Genomic DNA, 17,454 nt, shown 5'->3' on the forward strand with positions numbered 1-17,454 from the left:
TCGCTACTCTGACTCCCTGTGGATGGCGTATACGAGGACGCAACGGACACTCCGCGAACGACCATCATCAGCCGTCTGTGGGGATGGTTCGAACTGCTGCCGTTCCGCCGCGGCGTGACGCTGATCGCCGTCCTCATCGCCGTGCCCGCCCTTCTCGTCGGTGGTCTCTTCACCCTCCACGGAGACGGAAAGGACGACGGGCCCCAGCCTCGTACGGCCGCCGCGGCGCCGTCGGCGCGGCAGCACGACCCGAGCGCCATCGACCGGGCGGAGCGCACGTGGGGCGAGTTCGTGGCCTCCCGCAGCGAACGGCCCGCGTCCAGGTCCGCCTCGGGGGCCCCACGCGTGCCGCAGAGCCCGCATTCCCGGCCGGCCCCCACCACGGGCCCGCCCACCGGCACCCGATGCCCGCCGGAGCTGAAGAAATGGCCCTGGATGTGGGAGCTGTGCAAACATCGGCGCGGCGGCCACGGACGCCCCTGAGGTCTCCGGCAGAGCATGGAGCACTCCGTCACCTGTAGTACCGTCGTCCCGCCGCACTAGTTCCCCAGTCCCCCGGAGGATCTCCGCGTGCCAAGCACTCGGTCAGCGGCGCTGATGGCGGCGATCACGACGGTCGTGCTCTTGCTGATAACCGGCGCTGCGGATCGGTCGTCGGCGGCCCAATCGCCATCGGCCGACAGCGTCAAAGCCCTGCGCCAGCAGGCCGAAAAGGCCAAGAACGAGCTGTCCAAGGCCACCAAGGCCTGGCAGGAGCAGAAGAATGAGCTGAACGCCTCCGAGGCCAAGCTCAAGACGACGCTCGCCGACCTCGGCACCGCCGGCGCCGAACTGAGCAAGATCCGTGAGCCGCTGGCCCAGCTGGCCGCCAGCGCGTACAAGCAGCCGGGCGTCATCGGGGTGCCGGGGCTGATCGGGGGCAGCGACCCCGACGGCGCGCTGGCCGCGGCGACCGACCTGACGATGCTCACCAACGACCAGAAGTCCCTCATCGACAAGGCGGGCCGCCTGCAGAAGCAACGCGAGCAACTGGCCGCGTCGGCGCAGGACCTGCAGTCGAAGAACGCGGTCCAGGAGGCGAAGCTCGCGCAGGAGATGAGCGGGCTCAAGGACCGCTCCTCCCGCATCACCGCGCAGCTGACCGCCGCGCTCAAGAAGCTCGATCCCAACACCCGGCTGCAGCTCACCTGCCAGAAGAGCCTTGTCCCCGAGGCGCGGAAGTACCCCAACGGCCTGATCCCCTCGCGCTACCTCTGCCCGCTGCCCCAGCCCGGCCGGAGCCTCCGCGCGGACGCCGCGTTGGCCTTCTACAAGCTGAACAACGCCTACAAGGCGCATTTCGGCACGCAGATGTGCCTCACCGACTCCTACCGGCCGCTGGCCGAGCAGCAGCGGATTTACGCCAACCGGCCCGGCATGGCGGCCGTGCCGGGGCACAGCAACCACGGTTGGGGCACCGCCGTCGACCTGTGCGGCGGCGTGCAGAGCCAGGGCTCCGCGCAGTTCAACTGGCTCCAGGCCAATTCGAAGACGTACGAGTTCTTCCACCCGGCGTGGGCCTACAGCAGCCCCTTCGAGCCGTGGCACTGGGAGTACACGAAGGAAGACACCCCCGACGCCAGCGACTGACCGGCGACCAGGGCCCTCCTGCGTCGTCGTACTAGCCGACGATCGAGACCGAGAGCCGGGAGTCGACGGCGGCGCGGGCGATGGCGGCCGCTTGGGCGCGGCCGGTGCGCAGCACGATGAGGGCCCCCTCGTCGGGGTCGGGGCCGGGCCGGGGCACCGCGACCACCAGGACTTCGGCCGCGACCGTGCGTGCCGGCAGCGGGCCTTCGGCGCGGGCGGCCAGGAGGTCGACGCGGTCGCCGGCGTGCAGCAGCCGCACGACGGCGGCGTCGGCGAGCCGCACCGGCATGGCGACCGTGCCGGGGTCGGCGTCGTCCAGCAGGGTGCCGCCGCGCAGCCGTACGTCGGTCAGCGGCTCGCCTCGGCGGATCGGCCCGGTGAGGGTGCGCCCGGCCGCCCGGTGGACCGCGCCGTCGGGCACGGCTCGGGCGGGCAGGGTGCGCACGCCGACGTCGGCGGCGCTCAGCGTCGCGCCGGCCGGCAGGTCGCGGGCGGCCACGAGGACCGGGGCGCCGCGCGGGTGCGGACGGGCGGCGGCCAGGCCGAACGCCGCCGCACCGGCCGCGAGCCCCGCGGCGATGAGGCGGCGATGCCGGCTCAGCAGCGCTCTCATCGTCGTCCCCGCGCGCCCGCCTTGGCGGGGGGAGCCAAGACCTCGGCCCCGGGGGCCGCGTGATGCCCGCCGGCTCGCGTGACACCGCCGGCTCGGCCGCACCTTCGTGTCATGGCAGGTCGAGAGGGAGCTTGAGCCCGTCGAGAGCGTTCGGGCAGGGGCAGTCGCGCTCGGCGGACAGCGCGCCGACGATGTCGATGACGAGGCCGCGCAGGCGGTCGACGTTCTGCGCGAACACGCGGAGCACCTCCTCGTGGGTCACGCCCGCGCCCTCCTCGACACCCGCGTCGAGGTCGGTGACCAGGCACGCCGGGATGTAGCAGAGGGCCAGCTCGCGGGCGAGGACCGCCTCGGGATGGCCGGTCATGCCGACGAGGGTCCAGCCCTGCGCGGCGAACCACCGGGACTCGGCCCGCGTCGAGAAGCGCGGCCCCTCGATGATGACCAGCGTGCCGTCGTCGACCGGCGGCCAGCCCGCGCCCTGGGCGGCCTCCACCACCGTGCGACGCCCGCGCGGGCAGTAGGGGTCGGCGAACGCGACGTGCACGGCGCCGTCGTCGTAGTAGGTCTGCGCGCGGCCGCTGGTGCGGTCGACGAGCTGGTCGGGGACGGCGAGCGCGCCGGGGCCGTACTCCGGGACGAGGGAGCCCACCGCGCTCGGGGCCACGACCTGCCGGACGCCGAGGGAGCGCAGGGCCCAGAGGTTGGCCCGGTAGGGGATCTTGTGCGGCGGGTAGCGGTGGTCGCGGCCGTGCCGCGGCAGGAACGCCACCCGGCGGCCGGCCACCGTGGCCAGGGCGATGGAGTCGCTGGGCGGGCCGTAGGGGGTGTCGACCTGGATCTCCTCGACGTCGTCGAGGAGGGAGTAGAAGCCGGACCCGCCGATCACGCCGATCTCTGCATGCATGAGCCGGACCCTAGCCGCCCGCCACACCGCCCCGCGAGAGCGCCCCCCACAGCCTGTGGACAACTCCCGGCGACCGGGTCCTGCCACCACTCATATCGAACTCGCGATATGTCTTGTCGGATCGGCAGACGCGTAATATCTTCTCTCAAACAGAGACGACATATCGCGTTCAGGGAAGGTGAACCATGCCCAGTCGACTGGCCGGACTCCCCGCCGGCCGCCGTACCAAGTGGGTCGTCCTCGCCGTCTGGCTCGTCCTCCTGATGGTCGGCGGCGCTCTCGGCGGCCGGCTGCAGGGCGCGACGAAGAACAACGCCGACGCCTACCTGCCCGGCGGCGCCGAGGCCACCCAGGTCATCAAGCTGCAGAAGAAGCTGCACCATGAGGACGGGATGCTCACCGTCGTGGCGTACGAGCGGCGCGGCGGCCTCACCGCGCAGGACGCGGCGTCCGTGCGGTCGGCGGCCGAGCGGTTGACGGGCGTGCCGCACATCGGGCCGGTGACCGGCCCGATCACGTCACGGGACGGCGAGGCGATGCAGCTGCTCGTCCCGATCCAGGGGGACGGGGACGCCGTCCTCACCGCCATCGACGAGCTCCGGAAGGTCGTCGAGCGCGGCCCGCCCGCCGGTCTCGACGTCCGGGTGACCGGCCCAGGCGGCACGATGTCGGACCTGATCGGCGTCTTCAAGGAGATCGACGGCACGCTGCTGTTCGTCACGCTGGGCGTGGTGATCGTCATGCTGCTGCTGACGTACCGCAGCCCGTTCCTGTGGATCGTCCCGCTGTTCGCGGTCGGCTCGGCGTACATGATGTCGCAGGGGCTCGTTTATCTACTGGCCGAGGCGGGGCTCACCGTCAACAGCCAGAGCACCGGGATCCTGGCGGTGCTGGTCTTCGGCGTGGGCACGGACTACGCGCTCCTGCTCATCGCCCGCTACCGGGAGGAACTGCACCGGCACGAGGACCGGCACGAGGCGATGCGGCTCGCGCTGCGCCGCGCGGGACCCGCCGTCCTCGCCAGCGCCGCCACGGTCACGCTCGCCACGCTGTGCCTGCTGGTCGCCGAGCTCAACTCCACCAGCGGCCTCGGTCCGGTTGCGGCGGTGGGCGTCGTCTGCGCGCTCGTCGCCATGACCACACTGCTGCCCGCCCTGCTCACGGCCCTGCCCCGCCGCGTGTTCTGGCCGGCGGTGCCCCGGTACGACGTCCGGTACGTCGCCGAGCCCGACGCGCTGGAGAAGGAGCACGGCGTCTGGGCCCGGGTCGCGGGGTTCGTCAGCGCCCGGCCGCGGGTGATCTCGGTCGGCGGCGTGCTCGTGCTCGCGGCCCTGGCGTTCGGCATGCTGTCGCTGAAGACCGGCCCGGTGTCCAACGCCGGCCAGTTCGTCGGGACGCCCGACTCGGTGGTGGGCGAGCGGGTGATGGCGCGGCACTTCCCGGCCGGGGCCGGCAGCCCGGCGGTCGTGATCGGCCCGCGCGATCCCGGCCTCAGGGCCGTGATCGCCCGTACGCCCGGGGTGTCCGACGTGAGCGCACCGGTCGCCCTCGGCGGCTACGAGCAGTACGAGGCGACGCTGTCCAGCGCGGCGGACACACAGGCGGCGCGCGACACGGTCGACCGCCTACGCGCCGCCGTACGGCCCCTGGGCGCCAAGGTCGGCGGGAACACCGCCGTCAACCTCGACACCCAGCGTGCCGCCGCGCACGACAACAAGGTGATCATCCCGATCATCCTCGCCGTCGTGTTCGTGATCCTCGCCCTGCTGCTGCGGGCCGTCGTCGCGCCGGTGCTGCTGATGGCGACCGTAGTGCTGTCGTTCGCCGCATCGCTCGGGGTCTGCGGGCTGGTGTTCACGCACGTGTTCGGCTTCGAGGGCGCAGACTCGGGGTTCCCGCTGCAGATCTTCCTCTTCCTGGTCGCCCTCGGCGTCGACTACAACATCTTCCTCATGACGCGGGTGCGCGAGGAGTCGCAGCGGCTGGGTACGCGGCGCGGCGTGCTGCGCGGGCTCACGGTGACCGGCGGTGTGATCACGTCGGCCGGGGTGGTGCTGGCCGCGACGTTCGCGGCACTGGCGACCCTGCCGGTGACCGGAACGGTGGAGATGGCCTTCGCGGTGGCCTTCGGGGTGCTGCTGGACAGCCTGCTGATCCGGTCCCTGGTGGTCCCGGCGCTGGCGTACCAGATGGGGCGGCGCGTCTGGTGGCCGGGCCGCGCGGCGGGGGACCGGCCGGTCGCAGCGGGCGAACGGCCGCTGCCGCAGGCCGTTCGCTGATCACGCCGGACGGGCCCTCGGCGGGTTGGCGAAAGTGACCGAAGGTCACCGAGCGGCACGACCCGCGGGGCCCGTCGTGCGTGTCCTTCACACTCGGGGCGTCGTCCGGCGCCGGGGTCAGGCGACCTTCTCGCCGGACGACGAGCCCGACGAACCAGATGAACTCGACGAATTCGAAGAACTTGAGGAGCTCGAAGACTCGGAGGAGGACGCCGACTCCTTCTTCGCCTCGGTCTTGGCGGGCTCGTTCTTCTTCGCCGAACCGCTGGACGAGGTGGTCGCACCGCTACGGCTGTCGGTGCGGTAGAAGCCCGAACCCTTGAACACGATCGCGGCCGCGGAGAACACCTTGCGCAGACGCCCGCCGCAAGCGGGGCACTCGGTCAGCGCGTCATCGCTGAACTTCTGCACGACCTCCAGAGGCTCACCGCATTCGGTGCACGCGTACTGATACGTCGGCACGAGTTCCTCCTAGCTGTACACAGCCCTCAGGACTGGCACTCTCACTCAATGACTGCTAATGCTACCGGGCGTCGAATCATTCCCGGCGCCCATGCTCACTGTTCGCCCCGCTCGCCGTACCAGCCAGCCAGCTTCCCGCGCCGGCTGACGGCCCGCAACCGGCGTTCGGCCGCCGGGCGGGCGGCGCTCGTGGCCACGACCAGCAACTCGTCGCCCGCCTGCAGGGCCGTGTCGGGGCCCGGCACGAAGCTGTGGCCCTCCCGTACGACGAGGGTGATCACCGCTCCCTCGGGCAGGCGCAGCTCGAAGATCTCCACGCCGTTGAGGTGGGAGTCCGGCGGGATCCGGATCTCCAGCAGGTCGGCGTGCAGCTCCTCCAGGGGAGCGGCCTCGATGTCGATCTCCCGGGCGCGGTCGGGGATGGTCACCTTCAGGAGCCGCGCCAGCGACGCGAGCGTCGGTCCCTGCAGCAGGGTGAAGACCACCACGATGATGAACACCTGCGCGAACAGCGCATGCGCCCCGGGCAGGCCGGCCGACGCCGGGATGGTGGCCAGCACGATCGGCACCGCGCCGCGCAGCCCCGCCCACGACAGGTAGGCCTTCTCGCGCCAGCCGATCCCGAAGAACGGCGTGGAGACCAGCACCGACAGCGGCCGGGCCACCAGCACCAGCGCGAAGCCGCAGATCAAGGCCGCGCCGATCTGCGCGGGCAGTTCCTGCGGCGAGTCGAGCAGGCCGAGCATGATGAACAGCCCGATCTGGGCCAGCCACGCGAGCCCCTCGGCGAACCCCCGGGTGGCCGGGCGGTGCGGCAGCGGGCTGTTGCCGAGCACCAGGGCCGAGATGTACGTCGCGAGGAACCCGCTGGCGTGTGCCATCGACGCCCCGCCGTACGCGCCGACGGTCAGCGACAGCACCGCGATCGGGTACAGGCCCGACGCGGGCAGCGCCGCCCGGCGCAGGGCGTACGCGCCGAACCGGCCGACCACCAGGCCGATCACCGCGCCGACGGCCAGCTCGTAGACCAGTTCGGCCACCATGAGCAGCGGCGTCGGCGCGTGGCGGGAGCTCAGGGCGACGACGAGGATGACGACCGGCGCGTCGTTGAAGCCCGACTCGGCCTCGAGCACTCCGGTCAGGCGTTCGGGCAGCGGCAGCCGCCGAAGCACGGAGAAGACCGCCGCGGCGTCGGTCGGGGCGAGCACCGCCCCCAGCAGCATCGCCAGACGCCATTCGATGCCCACGAGCCAGTGCGCCGCCGCCGCGACGACCACGATGCTGACCGCCGTGCCGGCGATCGACAGCGAGAGTGCGGCAGGCACTCCCGGCCGTACGGCCGACCAGCGGGTGGTGAGCCCGCCTTCGGCCAGGATCAGGACCAGGGCCGCCAGGCCCAGGTTCTCGGCGACGACCATGTTGTCGAAATGGATGCCGAACCCCGCCTCGCCGAGCATCAGGCCGAGCGCCAGGTACAGGAGCAGACTCGGCAGCCCGCTCCGGTGCGCCAGGCGCACCGCCACGATCGCTGCGATGACCACGACCGAGCCGAGCAGCAGCCACAGGTCGAGTTCCACCGACACCCCCTTGATCAGGACTTTCTCACAACCGGTCACAGGTGGTGGACAGGGCGTCTCCCGGTGCGGAGACCGGGGACGTTCCAGGAACGCGGTCGCGCTGTATCGCGCGACCACGGATGTGTGTTCGCGTGTTCGCCGTCGGCTCGCGGCCAGGGCCCTGTGGGCCCGGGACGTGAGTCCTAACGGTGGCGGATGAGTGAGTCGAGGCCGTTGACGACGTTCGCCACCGGGCGGCCCTCTACCGCCGCCCGGATGTTGTCGATCACGGCCGTGATGATGTTCAGCTGCGACTGTCTGGTCGAGCCCGCGGCATGCGGGGACAGCAGGACGCTCTCGTGCCGCCGGAGCGGGTGATCGGCGGGCAGGGGTTCGTCGTCGTAGACGTCGAGTGCCGCCCCGGCCAGCCGGCCGCTCTCCAGCGCGGCGAGCACGTCGGCGTCCGGCGCGATGCCGCCCCGCGCCACGTTGACCAGAAAGGCGCCCGCCGGCAGCAGCGCGAGCCGACGGGAGTCGAGCAACCCGACGGTCTCCGGAGTGCGCGGCAGGCAGACGACGAGGATGTCGGATCCGGCCAGCAGGTCGTCGATCTCCTTGTAGACGCCGGTGTCCCGGCGCCGCCGTGACCAGTACGCGACCTGGCAGCCGAGCGCCTCGAACAGCCGCGCCGCCTCCGCGCCGATCGCGCCCATGCCGAGCACGCCGACCCGGCGGTTCGCCAGCTCGTCCGAGCCGCGCGAGGCGGTTTCCAGCTGCGGCCAGCCGCCCTCGCGCATGCGCCGGTCCGCCCACGAGAGCTGCCGGGACAGGTCCAGCGCGGCGCTCAGGGCCCACTCGGCCACGGACCGGGCGTTCGCCCCGGCGGTGTTGGCCACGGGCACCCCGGCGGCGGTCAGCGCGTCGACGTCGAGCGAGTCCACTCCGACGGACGGCATCTGCACGAACGCCAGGCGCGGTGCGGCCGCCACGGCGGCGGCGTCGATCGCGAGCTCGCCGGTGAAGTCGCCGACGACCAGCTCCGCGTCGGCCAGAAGAGAGTGCAGGGCCTCGCGGCTCCGCTCGGCGGGCACGCTGACGTCGGCGCCGAGCGGGTCGAATACATGGTGGATCAGGTCGGAGCCGAGGGGCGGGAGGGCGAGCAGCTTGAAGCGGTCGCTCATGCGCCGGCCTCCGTCCCGGTGAACCGGACGAGGCCGCCCGATGGCGTGACCGCCGCCCGTACCGGCCGGTCGTGCGGCTCGGCGGGAAGGACGTCGACCAGCTCGGTGTCGTACACCGGCGCGATCGTGAGGATGCTCTCGGCGACGCGGGCCAGCGCCCGGTCGTACGAGCCGCCGCCGCGCCCGAGGCGCGCGCCCGTCGACGACACCGCCAGCGCGGGCACGATCACCAGGTCGGCGCTGCGGATCGCCTCCGGCCCCCGTACGGGCTCGGTGGGCTCCAGCAGGCCGAACCGCCCCGGCTCCAGTGACTCTGGGCCCTCGTAGGAGGCCCAGTCGAGGTCACCGTCGGGCAGCAGCCGGGGGACGAGGACGTACGTCCCGCGCTTCCACAGCGCGAACAGCAGGCTCTGCGTGGCCGGCTCGGTGCCGACCGAGACGTACGCGGCGACGGTGCCGGCCATCTCCGCCTCCGGCAACGTCAGCACGGTGTCGCGCAACAGCCGCCCGGCGGCGGTGCGTTCGTCCGGCGTGAGGCGGGCGCGGGCCGCCAGCAGATCCGAACGCAGGGCCGTCTTGTCCTCGGTCATGTCGCGCACGTCTCCATTGTCCCGTGAAATCAGAGTGAGATCTCCGTGAAGATGAGCGCCGCACGGGGGGACCGTCCGCTGAACCGGCCCGATCGACGGTTAGGGTCTTGTCATGGCCGACCACGTATCCGTCACCAAGGCGGTCGTTCCCGCTGCCGGCCTTGGCACGCGGTTCCTGCCCGCCACCAAGGCGACTCCCAAGGAGATGCTCCCGATCGTCGACAAACCGGCGATCCAGTACGTCGTCGAGGAGGCCGTCGCCGCCGGGCTCGACGACATCCTGCTGATCACGGGCCGTGGGAAGCGGCCGATCGAGGATCACTTCGACCGCGCGTACGAGCTGGAGGAGGCCCTGCGCGCCAAGGACGACCCGAAGCGGCTCGCCTCCGTGCGGGAGTCCAGCGAGCTCGGCGACGTGCACTACGTGCGCCAGGGCGAGCCGAAGGGGCTCGGGCACGCCGTCCACTGCGCCCGCCGGCACGTCGGGCACGAACCCTTCGCCGTGCTGCTCGGCGACGACCTCATCGACGAGCGTGACGCGCTTCTGCAGCGCATGCTGGAGGTGCGGGAGAGGCACGGCGGCAGCGTGGTGGCGCTGATGGAGGTCGAGCCCGAGCAGGTGTCGCTGTACGGCTGCGCCGCGATCGAGTCGACCGACGAGGACGACGTCGTCCGTGTGACCGACCTCGTCGAGAAGCCGGTGCCGGGGGAGGCCCCCAGCCGGTGGATCGTCATCGGCCGTTACGTCTGCGACCCGGCGATCTTCGACGTGCTGGAGAAGACCCCGCCCGGCCGGGGCGGCGAGATCCAGCTCACCGACGCGCTGCTCACGCTCGCCCGGCGGGACCGCTCCGAGGGCGGCCCGGTGCACGGCGTGCTGTTCCGCGGCCGCCGCTACGACACCGGCAACAAACTCGACTACCTGCGCACCGTGGTGCAGTTCGCGGCCGACCGGCCCGAGCTGGCCGACGAGTTCCTGCCGTGGTTGCGCGAGTTCGTGGCGAAGCACGATGAAACAGGTAGATGAACATCTGGCGGACATCCTGGGGGCGATACGGGAACTTCCGCCCCTGGAGCTGGCCCTGCCGGAGTCATACGGAGGCGTCCTCGCCGAGCCCGTCACCGCACCCGTCGACCTGCCGCCGTTCGACAACTCCGCCATGGACGGCTACGCGGTGCTGGCCTCGGACGTCGCGTCCGCGGCCGAGACATCACCCGTGACCCTGTCGGTCGTCGGCGACATCGCCGCCGGCGACCAGGGCGCGTACGGCATCGGCCCGGGCCTGTGCGCCCGGATCATGACCGGCGCGCCCCTGCCCGGGCGCGCGGACGCCATCGTCCCGGTCGAGTGGACCGACGGCGGCACCGCCAAGGTCACGATCCGGCGGTCCGCCACGCCCGGCCACTACATCCGGCGCGCCGGCGAGGACGTCACCGCCGGGCAGACCGTCCTCCCGGAGGGCACCCGTCTCGGGCCCGCGCAGATCGGCATGCTCGCCGCCGTCGGCCGCGCCCGCGTCCTCGTACGCCCCCGGCCCCGCGTCGCCGTGCTGTCCACCGGCAGCGAGCTGATCGAGCCCGGCCGCCCGGTCGGGCCCGGCCAGATCTGGGACTCCAACAGCTTCGCGCTGACCGCCGCCGTCACCGAGGCGGGCGGCGTCGGCTTCCGGCAGGGCACGGTCGGCGACGACCCGCGCGAGGTGCTCACCACGATCGAGGAGCAGCTCGCCTACGCCGACCTGATCATCACCTCGGGCGGGGTCAGCATGGGCGCCCGCGACGTCGTCAAGGAGGTGCTGTCCGGGCTGGGGACCATGCGGTTCGAGAAGGTCGCGATGCGGCCCGGCAAGCCGCAGGGCTTCGGCCTGCTCGACGACCGCGTCCCCGTCTTCACCCTGCCCGGCAACCCGGTCAGCGCGTACGTCTCCTTTCAGGTGTTCGTCCGACCGGCGCTGCGCGCGCTACAGGGCCTCCCGCCCACGCCGCCGAGGACCGTACGGGCCTACCTCGCCGTGCCGATCACCTACTCGCCAGAGGGACTGCGGCAGTACCTGCGCGCGGAGCTCTCCGTCGACGAGGACGGGAATCACCGGGTGGTCCCGGCGGAGGGGCAGGGCTCCCACCAGGTGTTCTCGCTGGCGTCCTCGAACGCGCTGATCGTCGTGCCTGAGGACGTCACCGACCTCCAGGCGGGGGACAACGTCGACGTGCTGGAGCTGCCATGAGCGATTTCTCCCACCTCGACGAGTCCGGGGCGGCCCGGATGGTGGACGTCTCCGCCAAGGAGGTCTCGGCACGTACGGCCACGGCCACCGGCTTCGTCCGGCTGTCCGCGGAGTGCGTCGCCGCCCTGCGCGCCGGGAACGTCCCCAAAGGTGACGCTCTCGCCGTCGCCCGCATCGCGGGCATCCAGGCGGCCAAGCGGACGCCCGACCTCGTCCCGCTCTGCCACCCGATCGCCATCCACGGCGTCACCGTCGACCTCACCGTCCAGGACGACGGCGTGGTGATCTCCGCACAGGTGCGCACCGCCGACCGTACAGGCGTGGAGATGGAGGCGCTGACCTGCGTGTCCGTCGCCGGCCTCGCCCTCATCGACATGGTCAAGGCCGTCGACCCCGCCGCCGTGATCACCGACGTCCGTGTCGAGGAGAAGACCGGCGGCAAGACCGGCCTCTGGCGGCGGCCGTGACAGTGATCAGGGCGCTCGCGGTGACCGTGTCGAACCGCGCGTCCGCCGGCGTCTACGAGGACCGCTCCGGGCCCGTCCTCGCCGGACTCCTGCGCGATCTGGGCTGCGAGGTCGACGGACCCGTCGTCGTCCCCGACGGCGAGCCGGTGGAAAAGGTCCTGCGCGACGCCGTCGCCCAGGGCTACGACGCCGTCGTCACCAGCGGCGGCACCGGCCTCACCCCGACCGACCGTACGCCCGAGATGACCCGGCGCGTCATCGAGCGGGAGATTCCCGGCATCGCGGAGGCAATCCGGCTCACGGGCCGCGAGAAGGTCCCGTCCGCGATCCTCTCCCGTGGCCTCGCCGGCGTCGCCGGACGTACGCTGATCGTCAACCTGCCCGGTTCGACGGGCGGGGTGCGCGACGGTATGGCCGTGCTCGGCGAGGTGCTGGGACACGCCGTCGACCAGATCGGCGGCGGCGACCATCCGCGCACACCCTGAACGAGGATGGCGTCAGGCCCGTCCCCGGGGAATCATGGGAGTGTGGAACGCATGCGGGGTTGGCCGGCCAACCTGAACGAGGGGCCGGTCGGGCTGCGGCCCTTGCGGCTACGCGACGCGTCGACGTGGCGAGAGGTGCGGATCCGCAACGCCGAATGGCTGCGGCCGTGGGAGCCCACCAACCCCGAGACCCCGCTGTTCCGCAGTGGCCTCGGTCCCTACCTCAGCATGGTGCAGACCATGCGCCGCGAGGCGCGGCACGGCCTCGCCCTGCCCTGGGTCGTCACCTACGAAGGGGCGTTCGCCGGGCAGCTCACCATCGGCGCCATCGTCTGGGGCTCCGCCCGCTCCGCACAGATCGGCTACTGGGTCGACAAGGCCGTCGCCGGCCGCGGCGTCATGCCGACCGCCGTCGCCCTCGCCGTCGACCACGCCTTCTTCAACGTCGGCCTGCACCGCGTCGAGGCCAACATCCGTCCCGAGAACACCGCCAGCCGTCGCGTCGTCGAAAAACTCGGCTTCCGCGAAGAGGGCGTGCGCCGGCGTCACCTGCACATCGATGGGGCCTGGCGCGACCACATCTGCTACGCGTTGACTTCCGAGGACATCCCGGGCGGCCTCATGGCCCGCTGGCGCGCCAGCACCCGCCAGGCCTTCCCGCGCTGACGCCGTGATCGCGCAGCGCTGCCGCGGATATCGGAATGTGATGTTCACGGAGCCGTACTCCGGAGACCATTGAGGCGGGCACCGCACGGCGTGATCATGTCGCTCGGAAACTTTCGGTCAGGAAAGCTTCAGGAACGATCCGATCTCGCGACACACCGCCCCTAATGCTCGTCAACCACTGACGGTGGGTCTTAGCGTGCGGGACGTGAGCGTGCGCGTCTGCGAGGTCAGCCTGCGGCCTGGACGCGTCTATGAGGAGGGCTGATGAGCAGCGCACTCCTCTATCTCGCGATCGTAGCCGTGTGGGGCATCGTCCTGGTCCCCATGTGGCTCCGTCGTGACGGTTCCCGGACCCGGCAGCGCCGCTTCGACGAGGACACCGACACACTGACGGAGTCGCCCGCCGAGGTCGCCGACAACGTCGACGAGGCCCTGCCCGAGGACCACCCCGTCCCGGCCCCGCAGGCCCGCCAGGCCGCCCGCAGGCGAGCGAGCCGCGCCGCCGTCATCGCCCGCCGCCGACGCCGCACCGTCGGGCTCCTCCTGCTGGTGCTCACCGCCGTCGCCACCGTCGTCGCCGGCGTCACGCCATGGTGGTTCATCGCGCCCCCGGCCGTCCTCCTCGTCGGCCACCTGACGCTGCTGCGCATCGCCTTCAAAGTCGACGCCGAACGCCGTCGCGCCCGCCACATCGCCCGCCTCCGCGCGATGGAGGCCGAACGCCGTCGCGCGGAGGAGCAAGCCCGCCTCGCCCTCGAGGCCCAGCGCACCGCCGAGGTCATCACCATGCCCGAGCGGCCGCAGGAAGAGGTCTACGACCAGTACACCGACCAGCGCGCCGTCGGCGACTGAGCCTGCTCCCCGACGAGCTGCTGCCCGGGCCTGGCGAGCCCGCCACGCGGCCGAGCGCGCAGCGAGAGATGAGGAGAACTACTCACCGTCGCCGATCCGGTGTGATCGGCAACACCAGGTAACCGATGCGCGAGCAGTGCCCAATGTTTGCTAGCCTTACCTCGTCCTTGGGGCTGTAGCGCAGTCCGGTAGCGCACCTCGTTCGCATCGAGGGGGTCAGGGGTTCAAATCCCCTCAGCTCCACTTCGGACCTGGGACCAGTGTGGTCGCGGCGGTGCCGCTTCCCTGCTGGTCCTTCGTCATTTCGTCCAGGGGGGACCCCCTGGAACCCCCGATGTGGGGGCTTCGCCCCCACGCCCCCTGCGCGGGCTGGGGTCTTCTTGGTGTGTGGGCTTGGTGCCCACGGGCCTCTGCGCGGGCTGGGGTCTTCTTGGTGTGTGGGCTTGGTGCCCACGGGCCCCTGCGCCGGGCGGGGCTAGCGCGTGCGTATTTCACGGGTCGTCGGTGAGGGCGTAGGTGAGGGCTCGGTCGATGGGGAGCCGGACGCCCTCGTCGAAGAGCTTGGCGTACGTGTCCTCGCCCAGCGCCGTCCGGGTGCGTTGCTCACAGAGCCGGTGGTCGGCGGCCAAGTGCCGCTGGGTCAGGGGCGCCGCGGTGAACCGCCAGATCGCTTGGGCGCAACCGAGCAGCCGGGCGGCGCCTTCGAAGTCGTGGCGGGTGCCGGCATCCCAGGCGAGGACTTCCAGGCAGTGGGCGATGCCCCACCCGTCGATGTGGGGGGAGACCCGGAGCCTTTCCCGGGCCAGCCAGGTCGCCCGCTCGCGGTCGCCGATCAACCAGTTGGCGACACCGCACAGCCCCAGGGACCGGGCGTACGTCATCGGTGCGCCGGCCCGATCCGCCATCTCCAGGCACTGCTCGCCGAAGACCCGGGAACGGTCGGCCTCGCCGAGGAGCGCGGTGCCGTACGTCAGGAAACGCAGGGTCATCCACACGCCCACGCGGTCATCGAGTGCCCGCAGGCGGGTGAGGGCGTCCTCCAAGAAGGCCACGGCGCGGTGCAGATCGCCGCAGAAGAACGCGTGCATGCCGCGGAGCATCGTGGCATTGGCCCAGGCCGACTCGTCGCCCAGGCGTTCGGCCAGGGCGAGGCACTGGTCGATCAGCGACCGTGCCGTCTCCCATTCGGCCACCAGGAGAGCCAGCCATCCGTTCACCCAGAGGGCCTTGGCCCGTGTCGGGCTCGGCTCGGGGTTGAGGGACAGGGTCCGGTCGAGCCAATACCGTCCCTCCTGATGGCGGACCGCCGTGGTCCAGTAAGGCCACAGGGAGCAGGCGATCCGCAGCCCGTCGCCTGCCTGACCGGGCTCGCTGACGCAGAACTCCAATGCGGATCGCACGTTGGAGTAATCACCCCCCAGCCGGTCGAACCCCTCCAGTTCCTCTGCGCTCAGGAACCGGCGTTCCGACTGCCGGGCCACCTCCGCGAAGTGATCCCGGTGGCGCGTCCGCACCGCCCTGGCCTGACCGGAACGAGTCAGTCGCTGGGTGCCGTACTCGCGGATCGGCTCCAGCATCCGGTACCGGGCGACCTGCGCGGCCGGTGAGGAGACCAGCACCGACTTGTCGACCAGGCCCGCGAGGAGCGTGAGCACGTCCACGTCTTCGATCCCGTCGCCGGAACAGACCTGCTCGGCGGCGCCGATGTCGAAGCCGCCGCTGAACACCGATGCCCGCATCCACAACTGTTGCTCCGCCTTCGAACACAGGTGGAAGCTCCAGTCGATCGCCGCCTGCATCGTCTGGAGCCGTGGCGTCGCCATCTGCGCCCCCGCGCCCAGGGCCTGCAACGAGTGTTCGCCGAGCCGAGCCAGGATCGCCTCGACGGGCATGGCCCGCACCCGTACGGCGGCCAGTTCGATCGCCAGGGGGATGCCGTCCAGGCGCCGGCAGATCTCGGCCACCTCCCCACGGCTCGCCGCGGTGACGGCGAAGCCCGGGAGCGCGGAGGCCGCACGCTCGGCGAACAGCCGTACCGCATCGCTGCGCCCCGGCGCGCCCTCCTCGTCCGGCGGGACCGGCAACGGCGGCAACTCCACGAGCCACTCCCCGCCCGCGTGCAGCGCCTGCCGGCTGGTCGCCAGGATCCGCAACCCGGGAGCGGCCTGCAGTAGCTCGGTCACCAGGACCGCACAGGAGTCCACCAGGTGCTCGCAGTTGTCCAGCACCAGCAGAAGATCCTTCTCCGCCAGGAAACGCGCCAGGACCTCCTGTACGGCACAACCCGACTCACCGGGCACGCCGACCGCGTCCCCGACCGTCTGGGCCAAGAACCGTGCGTCCTTCAGCGCGGCCAGCTCCACCAGCCGTACACCGTCGGCGAACGAACTCGCCGACTGCCGCGCCACCCGCTGCGCCAGCCGGGTCTTGCCGACCCCTGGTCCACCGGTCACGGTCACCAGCCGATGCCGCCGGACGAGCCGCTTCACCAGACTGATCTCGCGCCCGCGGCCCACGAAACTGGTCAGATCAACGGGAAGGTTCCCCGCCGGGTATGCCGAATGGGAACCTGCCATGGCAGCCCCCTCCCCCCAGCAGTCAATCTAATCCCCATCTCCGGGAGTACGACAGGTTGCCCATCGCCACCCGTCGTTGACCTGCCGGTACACCGGATGCGCCACGGCGTCCTGGACCTTGGGGGTCCGACATGGGCGAGGTGGCGATCAGCGCTCCGGAGATCTTGATTTGGGGTCTTCGGCGGCGATGAGTTTCGCCGGAGCTCGCGGTCATACGTGGTGAACCCGCGAGGAGGAGACACCATGAGCGACACGACGCGCATCGTCGAGGTGGGGACCGTCGGGATCCCCGTCACGGACCAAGAGCGAGCCCTCGACTTCTACGTCGGCATCCTCGGCTTTGAGAAGCGACGGGACGTCCCGTTCGGACCCGCCCGCTGGATCGAGGTGGCGCCGCCGGGAGCGGCCACGACCATCGCGCTCGTTCCCGCGGATTCGGGAGTGCCGACCGGCATCCGCCTCACGACCCACGACACCGACGCCGACCACGCGAACCTGCGGGAACACGGCGTCGACACGGATCCGGAGGTCATCCGCATGGGAAGCGCGGTGCCGCCGATGTTCACCCTGCGGGACCCCGATGGGAACACCCTCGTCGTCATCGGCTCGGCCTGAACCGCCGCCCGGTCTGTCAATGGAGGAAGCAATGCTCGACACGGAATTCACGGCGAAGCTGGTGAAGAGCCCGAACAAAGGCGGCTGGACGTTCGTCGTCTGGCCCGACTCGGTCGAGTTCTTCGGGACACGAGGTCTCGTCAAGGTCCGGGGTACGGTCGACGGCCATCCGTTCCGCAGCTCGTTCATGGCGATGGGCGACGGCACGCACAAGCTGCCCGTCGCCGCGGAGGTGCGCAAGGCGATCGGTAAAGAGGCCGGAGACGTCGTGACGATCCGCCTCGAGGCGCGGATCAAGAGCTGAGCCCGGATCCGCGCCTCCGGACGGGCACTTCGCGCGAAGGCGGGCCC

General features: G+C 71.6%; 18 protein-coding genes and 1 tRNA gene. 12 read left to right on the forward strand and 7 right to left on the reverse strand.

Annotated features, from left to right (window positions below):
* Positions 1–18: 18 nt before the first annotated feature.
* Both AB0I04_RS40550 and AB0I04_RS40555 read left to right on the forward strand, forming a co-directional pair.
* Positions 19–483: a hypothetical protein gene (locus AB0I04_RS40550; protein WP_360897456.1), complete on the forward strand. Its 465-nt coding sequence runs from the start codon at positions 19–21 to the stop codon at positions 481–483.
* An 87-nt stretch (positions 484–570) separates the two neighbouring features.
* Complete coding sequence (locus AB0I04_RS40555; RefSeq protein WP_360897458.1) at positions 571–1,629, forward strand: D-alanyl-D-alanine carboxypeptidase family protein; 1,059 nt, start codon at positions 571–573, stop codon at positions 1,627–1,629.
* Positions 1,630–1,660: 31 nt separating this feature from the next.
* On the opposite strand, the gene AB0I04_RS40560 is transcribed toward AB0I04_RS40555, so the two are convergent.
* Positions 1,661–2,242 (reverse strand): SAF domain-containing protein, encoded by a 582-nt coding sequence (locus AB0I04_RS40560; RefSeq protein WP_360897460.1) that lies wholly within the window; start codon positions 2,240–2,242, stop codon positions 1,661–1,663.
* A 109-nt stretch (positions 2,243–2,351) separates the two neighbouring features.
* Positions 2,352–3,149, reverse strand: a complete 798-nt coding sequence (locus AB0I04_RS40565; protein ID WP_360897462.1) for an S-methyl-5'-thioadenosine phosphorylase — start codon at positions 3,147–3,149, stop codon at positions 2,352–2,354.
* A gap of 185 nt (positions 3,150–3,334) precedes the next feature.
* On the opposite strand from AB0I04_RS40565, the gene AB0I04_RS40570 reads away from it, so the two are divergent.
* Entirely contained in the window at positions 3,335–5,428 is a 2,094-nt protein-coding gene (locus AB0I04_RS40570; protein ID WP_360897464.1) for an MMPL family transporter, read from the forward strand.
* 117 nt (positions 5,429–5,545) lie between these two features.
* Here the strand turns inward: AB0I04_RS40570 and AB0I04_RS40575 are convergent, their stop codons facing one another.
* From AB0I04_RS40575 to AB0I04_RS40590, 4 genes are all read right to left on the reverse strand, one after another.
* Positions 5,546–5,890, reverse strand: a complete 345-nt coding sequence (locus AB0I04_RS40575) for an FmdB family zinc ribbon protein (RefSeq protein WP_360897466.1) — start codon at positions 5,888–5,890, stop codon at positions 5,546–5,548.
* Between the two features lie 95 nt (positions 5,891–5,985).
* Entirely contained in the window at positions 5,986–7,467 is a 1,482-nt protein-coding gene (locus AB0I04_RS40580) for a potassium/proton antiporter (protein ID WP_360897468.1), read from the reverse strand.
* A 182-nt stretch (positions 7,468–7,649) separates the two neighbouring features.
* A complete protein-coding gene (locus AB0I04_RS40585) occupies positions 7,650–8,627 on the reverse strand; it encodes an NAD(P)-dependent oxidoreductase (RefSeq protein WP_360897470.1) in 978 nt (325 codons plus the stop codon).
* Complete coding sequence (locus tag AB0I04_RS40590) at positions 8,624–9,217, reverse strand: 5-formyltetrahydrofolate cyclo-ligase (RefSeq protein ID WP_360897538.1); 594 nt, start codon at positions 9,215–9,217, stop codon at positions 8,624–8,626. Before AB0I04_RS40590 ends, AB0I04_RS40585 begins: the two co-directional genes overlap by 4 nt.
* A gap of 112 nt (positions 9,218–9,329) precedes the next feature.
* Between AB0I04_RS40590 and galU the strand changes: the two genes are divergently transcribed.
* From galU to AB0I04_RS40625, 7 genes are all read left to right on the forward strand, one after another.
* Positions 9,330–10,244, forward strand: coding sequence for a UTP--glucose-1-phosphate uridylyltransferase GalU (galU, locus tag AB0I04_RS40595; protein WP_360897472.1), 915 nt, complete (start codon positions 9,330–9,332; stop codon positions 10,242–10,244).
* On the forward strand, positions 10,228–11,442 hold the full coding sequence (gene glp, locus AB0I04_RS40600) for a gephyrin-like molybdotransferase Glp (protein WP_360897474.1): 1,215 nt from the start codon (positions 10,228–10,230) through the stop codon (positions 11,440–11,442). The genes galU and glp overlap by 17 nt, the downstream gene beginning before the upstream one ends.
* A complete protein-coding gene (moaC, locus tag AB0I04_RS40605) occupies positions 11,439–11,909 on the forward strand; it encodes a cyclic pyranopterin monophosphate synthase MoaC (RefSeq protein WP_360897476.1) in 471 nt (156 codons plus the stop codon). The genes glp and moaC overlap by 4 nt, the downstream gene beginning before the upstream one ends.
* A 2-nt stretch (positions 11,910–11,911) precedes the next feature.
* Positions 11,912–12,394, forward strand: a complete 483-nt coding sequence (locus AB0I04_RS40610) for a MogA/MoaB family molybdenum cofactor biosynthesis protein (RefSeq protein ID WP_360897540.1) — start codon at positions 11,912–11,914, stop codon at positions 12,392–12,394.
* Positions 12,395–12,445: 51 nt separating this feature from the next.
* Complete coding sequence (locus tag AB0I04_RS40615) at positions 12,446–13,060, forward strand: GNAT family protein (protein ID WP_360897478.1); 615 nt, start codon at positions 12,446–12,448, stop codon at positions 13,058–13,060.
* A gap of 264 nt (positions 13,061–13,324) precedes the next feature.
* Positions 13,325–13,912, forward strand: a complete 588-nt coding sequence (locus tag AB0I04_RS40620; protein ID WP_360897480.1) for a hypothetical protein — start codon at positions 13,325–13,327, stop codon at positions 13,910–13,912.
* 169 nt (positions 13,913–14,081) lie between these two features.
* Positions 14,082–14,155 (forward strand) — tRNA-Ala (locus tag AB0I04_RS40625).
* 248 nt (positions 14,156–14,403) lie between these two features.
* On the opposite strand, the gene AB0I04_RS40630 is transcribed toward AB0I04_RS40625, so the two are convergent.
* A complete protein-coding gene (locus AB0I04_RS40630; protein ID WP_360897482.1) occupies positions 14,404–16,488 on the reverse strand; it encodes an AAA family ATPase in 2,085 nt (694 codons plus the stop codon).
* Between the two features lie 243 nt (positions 16,489–16,731).
* Between AB0I04_RS40630 and AB0I04_RS40635 the strand changes: the two genes are divergently transcribed.
* Together AB0I04_RS40635 and AB0I04_RS40640 are read left to right on the forward strand one after the other, a co-directional pair.
* The gene (locus tag AB0I04_RS40635; RefSeq protein WP_360897484.1) at positions 16,732–17,103 is read left to right on the forward strand and encodes a VOC family protein; all 372 of its coding nucleotides are present in this window, start codon (positions 16,732–16,734) and stop codon (positions 17,101–17,103) included.
* A gap of 31 nt (positions 17,104–17,134) precedes the next feature.
* A complete protein-coding gene (locus AB0I04_RS40640; RefSeq protein ID WP_360897486.1) occupies positions 17,135–17,407 on the forward strand; it encodes a DUF1905 domain-containing protein in 273 nt (90 codons plus the stop codon).
* The last annotated feature ends 47 nt before the right edge of the window (positions 17,408–17,454 follow it).

This window comes from Actinoallomurus sp. NPDC050550 (assembly GCF_040655075.1).
Taxonomy (GTDB): Bacteria; Actinomycetota; Actinomycetes; order Streptosporangiales; family Streptosporangiaceae; genus Actinoallomurus.